Below are 7,643 nucleotides of genomic sequence, written 5' to 3'. Positions count from 1 at the left end.
AGCCCAAGCGCTCCGCGCCGCTCACGCGACCACCCCCGGCCCCTCTCCCAAAGGGAGAGGGGGGTTAATCTCTTTCACGGCTGTTGTATGCTTGCATCTGGTCAGCTGCCGGGGCAAAGGCGGTGCAGAGCACTGGGGAAGCCGGGAATTGCCGCACCGTTACTGGCGGTAGGATTGATGGAAGTTGTTGCTGGTTGGAGAGTGGGGTTGGAGCAGCAGCCGCGAGGGATCGACCAGGCAGCCTTTGTGGCCGCCAATGCCACGCTGATTGGTGATGTGCAGCTCTCGGAAGGGGTGAGCATCTGGTACGGGGCCATTTTGCGAGGGGATCTGTCGCCGATTGTGATTGGCCGCCGCAGCAACATTCAAGACGGGGCGATCCTGCACGGGGATCCGGAGCAGCCGACCTGCATCGGCGAGGAGGTCACCGTCGGCCATCGGGCCGTCATCCACAGCGCCCACATCGAGGCGGGATCCCTGGTGGGGATTGGGGCCGTCATCCTCAACGGAGTCACCATCGGGGCGGGCAGCATGGTCGGGGCTGGAGCGGTGGTCACCCGCTCGCTGCCGCCCCGCTCTTTGGCAGTCGGGATCCCGGCCAAGGTCATCCGCACCCTGACAGACCAAGAGGTGGAGCAGTTGCGCCGCCACGCCGAGCACTATGTGGATTTGGCGCTGCAACACGCCCGTCGTTTCGCCAGATGGCCGGGCCCTGCTGCTCCGGCCTAAGCCTACCCTTCAGCAGCGGGGATCCCCGCAGAGCACCCAGGTATCTTTGCTGCCGCCCCCTTGGGAGGAGTTGACCACTAGGGATCCCTTTTTGAGGGCCACGCGGGTTAGGCCGCCGGGATGAACGTAGATCTCTTTGCCGTAGAGGATGTAGGGCCGCAGATCCACATGGCAGGGCTCCAGCCTCAGCCCCTCTCCCCAATCCACGAGGGTGGGCACGCGGGAAAGACACACAACGGGCTGGGCGATGTAGTTGCGGGGCTGGGCGCGGATTTTCTCGGCAAAAGCGGCCCGCTCCTCCGGTGTGGCCCGCGGTCCCATCAGCATGCCGTAGCCGCCCGACTCATTGGCCGCCTTCACCACCAACTTGTCCAGGTTCTCCAGCACATAAGCTTGATCCTTGGGATCCCAACACAAGTAGGTGGGCACATTGGGCAAAATCGCTTCTTCTCCCAGGTAGTAGCGGATCATCTGGGGCACATAGGCGTAGATGACCTTATCGTCTGCCACTCCTGTCCCCAAGGCATTGGCAATTGCCAGCCGACCCGAGCGATAGACCTCAAACAGGCCGGGTACCCCCAAGAGGGAATCGGGGCGAAAGACCAGCGGATCGATGAAGTCATCGTCGATGCGGCGGTAGATTACATCCACCCGTTGCAGGCCCTTGGTGGTGCGCATCTGCAAATAGCCATCGGCCACCACCAAATCCCGTCCTTCCACCAGCTCCACCCCCATCTGCTGGGCCAGAAAAGAATGCTCGAAGTAGGCGGAGTTGTAGATGCCGGGGGTGAGCACCACCACTGTCGGGTTGGCCAGGTGCGGCGGCGTCAGATTGAGGAGGGTATCCAACAAGTGGCTGGGGTAGTCGTCCACCGGGCGGATCCCCATCGTGTTAAACAGCGAGGGAAAGGTGCTTTTCATCACCCGCCGGTTTTCCAGCACATAGGAAATGCCCGAGGGGCAGCGCAGGTTGTCTTCCAGCACGTACCAAGTCCCGTCCCGATCCCGCACCAGGTCGGTGCCGGTGACGTGGCACCAAATTCTCCCCGGCGGGTTGAGCCCAATACAAGGCCGCAGGAATCCTTTGGCCGTCTCGACCAGCTCAGCAGGGATCACCCCATCCTTGAGGATCTTCTGGTCGTGATAGACGTCGTCGATAAACAGGTTCAGGGCATGGATGCGCTGCTTCAGGCCCTGCTCCAGCCGCTGCCACTCAGAGGCTGAGACGATGCGGGGAATGATGTCGAAGGGGAAAATCCGCTCCGTGCCCTGGCTGTCGCCATAGACGTTGAAGGTTACCCCCATCTGAAAGAGGGCTGCCTGGGCCGCCGCTTGCCGCTGCTGCAGCTCTCCTTCTCCCAGCGAATGCAGGCGCTCAATCAGCGGGATCGCCTCAGGGCGAGGCCGACCGCGCCCCACAAACAGCTCATCGTAAAAACCTTCACCTGGGTCATAAGTATCAAAACGCACGTCGGGATCCCTCGAACCCTACCCTGTTTTACTGTGGGCGGCTCTGGATTTGCCTAGTGTGCTTCCGGCTACTTTTACGGTTATCGTGGTGGAAGTTAGGACAGGGGGTATACCGGTTGCCCCCAGTCAGCCAGAGTTGTCAAGGTTTATGGTGGCGAGCGGTACTTTCTCAGCTTTGTTGTCAATGTAGTGTAGAGGAATGAACCGGACACCCTCTTTTGTAAATCGGCCCCTCATCGGCGTTACTACCCCCAGCCGCAACGGCCAGGGAGATTTTGTGGCGCCGGGCCGCTATGTGGATGCCCTTCGCGCTGCTGGCGGGATCCCCGTTCTTTTTCCCCCAGGCGAAAGTGAGCCACAAGCGCTGCTGGCTGCGGTAGATGGGCTGGTGTTGACAGGAGGCGGCGACCTTTGCCCCAGCACCTACGGAGAGGATCCCCAACATCCCCAGGTGCGTCACGTCAGCGCCGAGCGGGATCGCTTTGAGATGGCCTTGGCGGCAGCCGCGCTGGCGCAAGGGATCCCGGTCTTGGGCATTTGTCGAGGGATGCAGTTGCTGAACGTGGTCAGCGGCGGCAAGCTGATCCCCCATGTGCCCGACGTGTACGACGAGCTGGATCATTTCAACCCCGCCGATCGCAAGCCCGTTCGCCACAGCGTCAGCCTCATCCGCTCCACCCGCCTGCAGCAAATTGTCGGCGTCGACGCAATCTCCGTAGTCTCTTGGCACCACCAGGCTGTTTGGGGGGTGCCGGCGGGCTGGCGTTTGGCTGCCTGTTCTCCCGACGAGCTCATCGAGGCCATCGAGCACGAAACCCATCCCTGGGCTATTGCCGTGCAGTGGCACCCCGAGTTCACCTTTGAAGAGGCTGAGCATTTTCGCCTGTTTCAGGCCTTTGTGCAGGCAGCGCTGCAGTTTTCGCCGCGCCTGGCCAGCCCTGAAGCAATGCCTCAGGTTGCCTAGGGATCCTGTGCTGCTGCTGGAGAAGAGGCGGGGGCTTATCCCTCGCGATAGCCGGGGAGAGCCCTTGCTATGCTTTGCCCAGTGCCCCCCAAAAGAGGGCCTATGAGCAGGAGACAGGCACTGGCTAGAGCAGTTCTGGGTGTCTTAGCTTTTTTCGGTTTAGGTTTTGGCTGTAGTCCCAGCCCTTGGCTGCGTCAGTTTGGCACCCCTTCCTCTGACGAGGCTCGCGCCATCGCAATTGATGGAAAGGGAAATATTTGGGTGGCGGGGGTAACGGAGGGAAGCTTTTTGGGCCAAAGCTCGGCAGGGGGTGGCGATGGTTTCTTGCGCAAGTACAATGCCTGGGGCCGAGAGCTCTGGACACGGCAGTTGGGCACCCCTGCTTTAGACGAAGTTGTGGCGGTGGCAGTGGACAGGAGAGGGAACACCTGGGTGGCAGGAGTGACCTACGGCGCTTTCCCTGGCTACAGCAATGCCGGCGCAAAAGACATCTTCCTGCGTAAGCACGATCCCCAGGGTCGGGAGCTCTGGACGCAGCAGTTGGGCGGTGCTGAGCCTGACCAGGTCACTGCCATTGCCGTGGATGGCAAGGGCAATGTCTGGGTAGCCGGAAATAGCGGAGGCAAGAGCTTTGTGCGCCAATACAACGCTGACGGCAAACCGCTCTGGGTCCGCGAGCTAGGGGCCCAGGTCACTGCCCTGGCCGCCGATGGGGCAGGAAATCTCTGGATAGCCGGATTCGTCCGCGACCGCACAAGGGCTGGCGGCTTTGTCGGCCAGTATGATCCCAGCGGCAACCAGGTTTGGCTGCGCCAGTTTTCCAACAAAGGGGGCGACGGCACTCTTGCCATCGCTGTGGGAGAGGAGGGAAATGTTTGGGTGGCGGGCTATACCCAAGAGGCTCCTGCTGGCCAGGCCTTGCTCCAGGGGTACAGTGTCTTTGTGCGGCAGTATGATCCCTACGGCAACGAGCTCTGGAGCCGCCAATGGGACGGCGCGCAAGGGGAGCGCCCTCTGGCCATTGCCGTGGATAGGCTCGGAAGGGTCTGGGTGGCAGGATCCACCCAGGGGATCCCTGCAAGTCGCAGCGATGCCTTTGTCCGCCTCTACGATACCAACGGCGGCGAGCTCTGGCGCCACCAGTTCGGCAGCGCCGACTTCGACTGGATCCAGGCCATGGCGCTAGACCAAGAGGGCACCCTCGGGGTGGTAGGTGTAACCTGGGGATCCCTCGCCGGAGAGCCCCATGCTGGTCTGAAAGATGTCTTTGTGCTCAAGTACGGCCGTTAGATTGACACCCCCACCGCCTCAAGGCGTAGGGTTCTCACGTAGTTCAAACAGGCGCTGTCAAGACGCCTCTAGACAGTCCCCTCAGGAAAAGCCCTGCTCGCGTCAGCAGGACGGCGTCCTCTCGCGTCTCGGACGCCTGCACCAGTCGGGTTTTTCACCGTGATTAGGTGCTGGCCTGGGAACGGTACGCCTTTTCGGCAAGTATACCCTTGGCAATTACGAGCTTTTCCGCTCCCCACGCAAGTGCGGGGCTACCAAGCTATCCTTCTGGGTAGTCTCAAGGAGATGGCGGGGCGCCTGGCGCTGGCTCTATGCACCGGATAGCTGCTTTGCCGGGGGGATGGGATCCTTCCCAAGGTGGGGTCATTTTCCTGGAGCAGGATCCTGCGCCCATCGTTGTCCTGTCGGCAGCCGACACGGATCTGACAGCCTTGAGCGCAGCCATGCGCTTGGTGCCGGCTGATTTCCCGGCGGTGCGGGCGGCTAACCTCTTGCAGTTGCAACAGCCTCTCAGCATCGACGACTACGCCGAGAAGGTGTTGCGGCAAGCTCAGGTGGTGCTCCTGCGCCTGTTGGGGGGAAGGGCCTACTGGAGCTATGGTCTGGAGGTGGCCAAAGAGGTAGCGGCAGCAGCGGGAGCCACCCTGATTGTGATCCCTGGGGATGACCGCCCCGATTGGGATTTGGTTAGCCACTCCACCGTGCCCCTGACAGTGGCAGACCGGGTGTGGCAGTACTGGCTGGAAGGAGGGGCAGCCAATGTGGCGGCTTGCTTGAAATTCTTGGCCAGGGAGTTTCTGGGACAGGAGTACGCCGTGCCAGAGCCGCAGGTGCTGCCCCGGCTGGGGATCTACCATCCCCCCCTATCCCCCCTCAGGGATCCCCAGGCCCCCAAGGTAGGGATCCTGCTCTACCGGGCCCATGTTTTGGCGGGGAATACGCAGCCAATAGATGCCCTGGCCAACGCCCTGCAGGAGCGGGGGTTGCAGCCGCTGTGTCTGTACACCTATGGCCTGCAGGAACCGGACTTGCCGCAGGCCATCCGGGAGCACTTCGGCGGCCAAATTGAACTTTTGTTGAACACCACCAGCTTTTCCCTGGCCCGCCTGGAGAGCGAGCAGCCCGATGTCCGCCTCTGGCAGGAGCTGGATGTGCCGGTTGTGCAGGTGGTCTTGAGCAGTGGGTCGCGGGAGCGCTGGGAGAACTCCACTCGGGGCTTGGGGGCGCGGGATCTGGCCATGAACGTGGTGCTGCCGGAGGTGGACGGCCGCATCCTCAGCCGCGCCATCTCGTTCAAGACGGTTCAACAGTGGGATCCCCGCCTGCAGACGGAGATCATGGCCTATGAGGCTGTGCCGGATCGGGTGGCGTTTGTGGCCGAGCTGGCGGCCAACTGGGTAAAGCTGCGGCGCACTCCTGCCAACCAGCGCCGTCTAGCCTTGATTTTGGCCAACTACCCCAGCCGGGATGGACGGCTGGCCAATGGGGTAGGGTTGGATACACCGGCAAGCTGCGTCGAGATCCTCAAGGCCCTGGCGCAAGCCGACTACCGCGCCTGTCCACTGCCCCAGAGCGGAGATGAGCTCATCCGCTGGCTAACCCAGGGCCAAACCTATGATCCGCTGGGATCCCTACGCCCGGCGCGGCAGGTGCTGCCGGCTGCCCTCTACCGGGAGTGGTTTGCCCAGTTGCCTGCCGCTGTCCAAGAGGATCTGGTGCAGCAGTGGGGGGATCCGCCCGCCCACGACATCCCCATTGTCGGCCTGCAGTTGGAGCATGTTTTTGTCGGCCTCCAGCCGCCGCGGGGCTACGACCAGGATCCTGCTTTGAACTACCATGCCCCGGATCTGGCGCCGCCCCACGAGTACCTCGCCTTTTACCTGTGGCTGCGGCAAGCGTTTGGCGTGCAGGCGGTGGTGCATGTGGGCAAGCACGGCAACCTAGAGTGGCTGCCTGGCAAGGGATCCGCCCTTTCAGCCACCTGCTACCCAGAAATAGCCTTGGGGCCTCTGCCCCACTTCTACCCCTTCATCGTCAACGATCCTGGCGAGGGATCCCAGGCCAAGCGGCGGGCTCAGGCTGTCATCCTCGACCACCTCACCCCGCCCTTAACCCGTGCCGAGCTCTACGGGCCCTTGGCGGAACTGGAGCGGCTGATGGACGAGTACTACGAGGCCCAGCAGATGGATCCTGGGCGCTGCCCGCTGATCCGCGCCCAGATCCAGGAGCTTGCCTGCCGAGAGCACCTCGACTTGCAGTTCAACCTGGATAAGGAAGAAGACTGGGGCCGCCTCGATGGCTACCTCTGCGAGCTCAAGGAATCCCAGATCCGAGATGGACTGCACATCTTTGGCCGCACCCCCACTGGCGAGCAACTGGTGGATCTCCTGTCGGCCCTGGCCCGCTACCCGGGCTCTGGCCAGTTGGGCCTTACGCAGGCCATCGCCCGCGACTGGGGTTGGGACTGGGATCCCCTAGCTGCCGACCTCACGGATCCCTGGCCGGACAAACCGCCGGCCTAAAAGTCGCTACCGAATTGCAAGGGAAAGCTCGCCGCCTCAATCCCTAACCCCCCTCTCCCTCAGGGAGAGGGGCCGGGGGTGAGGGACGCTCAGGGAGAGGGGCCGGGGGTGAGGGGCGAACTCAAACCGAGAAGCCTCAGCAGGCGTTTTAATAGCGAGATTGGAAGTTGCGCCGCCGCTCGCCGCCGTTGGCGTTACCAGAGCGGAAGCCTGAGGTGGGGCGTTCTTCCCGCGGACGAGCCTTGTTGACCTTGAGGTCGCGGCCCATCCATTCTGCGCCATCCAGAGCGGCAATAGCAGCCTGCTCTTCGGCCTCAGAACTCATTTCCACAAACCCAAAACCGCGGATGCGGCCAGTCTCCCGGTCGGTGGGGATCTGCACCCGCTTCACAGAACCGTACTCGGCAAAAACAGCGGTCAAATCCGCTTCTGTCACCTTAAAGGAAAGGTTGCCTACATAAATCGACATCGACGATCTCCGAAAGAGAGAGGAACAAAGGGCGAGATATTCGGAGAGCCGTCTGCCAATACAAAACGTGAAAACCCGTCAAGACCAGAAGAACCGAACGCTACAACCGACATTTATCTCGAACTAATTTTCATCATAACACAGAGATGGGGGATGGTCACTCCCCTTGCACAAAAATAGCAAAATAGCCGGTGCTATT

Annotated in this window: 6 protein-coding genes; 4 read left to right on the top strand and 2 right to left on the bottom strand. The window is 61.9% G+C overall.

The window, feature by feature from the left end:
* The first annotated feature begins 177 nt into the window (after positions 1-177).
* The gene (locus NW844_RS10345; RefSeq protein ID WP_414335411.1) at positions 178-729 is read left to right on the top strand and encodes a gamma carbonic anhydrase family protein; all 552 of its coding nucleotides are present in this window, start codon (positions 178-180) and stop codon (positions 727-729) included.
* A gap of 9 nt (positions 730-738) precedes the next feature.
* Here NW844_RS10345 and NW844_RS10340 read toward each other — a convergent pair whose 3' ends face one another.
* The gene (locus NW844_RS10340) at positions 739-2,199 is read right to left on the bottom strand and encodes a circularly permuted type 2 ATP-grasp protein (protein WP_414335409.1); all 1,461 of its coding nucleotides are present in this window, start codon (positions 2,197-2,199) and stop codon (positions 739-741) included.
* A 199-nt stretch (positions 2,200-2,398) separates the two neighbouring features.
* On the opposite strand from NW844_RS10340, the gene NW844_RS10335 reads away from it, so the two are divergent.
* The 3 genes from NW844_RS10335 to cobN all read left to right on the top strand — a co-directional run bounded on the left by NW844_RS10335 (position 2,399) and on the right by cobN (position 6,975).
* Positions 2,399-3,163: a gamma-glutamyl-gamma-aminobutyrate hydrolase family protein gene (locus NW844_RS10335; protein WP_414335407.1), complete on the top strand. Its 765-nt coding sequence runs from the start codon at positions 2,399-2,401 to the stop codon at positions 3,161-3,163.
* Between the two features lie 69 nt (positions 3,164-3,232).
* Entirely contained in the window at positions 3,233-4,453 is a 1,221-nt protein-coding gene (locus NW844_RS10330; RefSeq protein WP_414335406.1) for an SBBP repeat-containing protein, read from the top strand.
* A gap of 311 nt (positions 4,454-4,764) precedes the next feature.
* On the top strand, positions 4,765-6,975 hold the full coding sequence (cobN, locus tag NW844_RS10325; protein WP_414335404.1) for a cobaltochelatase subunit CobN: 2,211 nt from the start codon (positions 4,765-4,767) through the stop codon (positions 6,973-6,975).
* A gap of 148 nt (positions 6,976-7,123) precedes the next feature.
* On the opposite strand, the gene NW844_RS10320 is transcribed toward cobN, so the two are convergent.
* A complete protein-coding gene (locus tag NW844_RS10320; RefSeq protein WP_414335402.1) occupies positions 7,124-7,444 on the bottom strand; it encodes an RNA recognition motif domain-containing protein in 321 nt (106 codons plus the stop codon).
* Positions 7,445-7,643: the final 199 nt, after the last annotated feature.

Origin of the sequence: Synechococcus sp. H55.2 (assembly GCF_047462495.1) — a bacterium.
Taxonomy (GTDB): domain Bacteria; phylum Cyanobacteriota; class Cyanobacteriia; order Thermostichales; family Thermostichaceae; genus Thermostichus.
The sequence above is the reverse complement of the archived record's forward strand: the minus strand, read 5'-3'. Positions and strand labels throughout refer to the sequence as shown.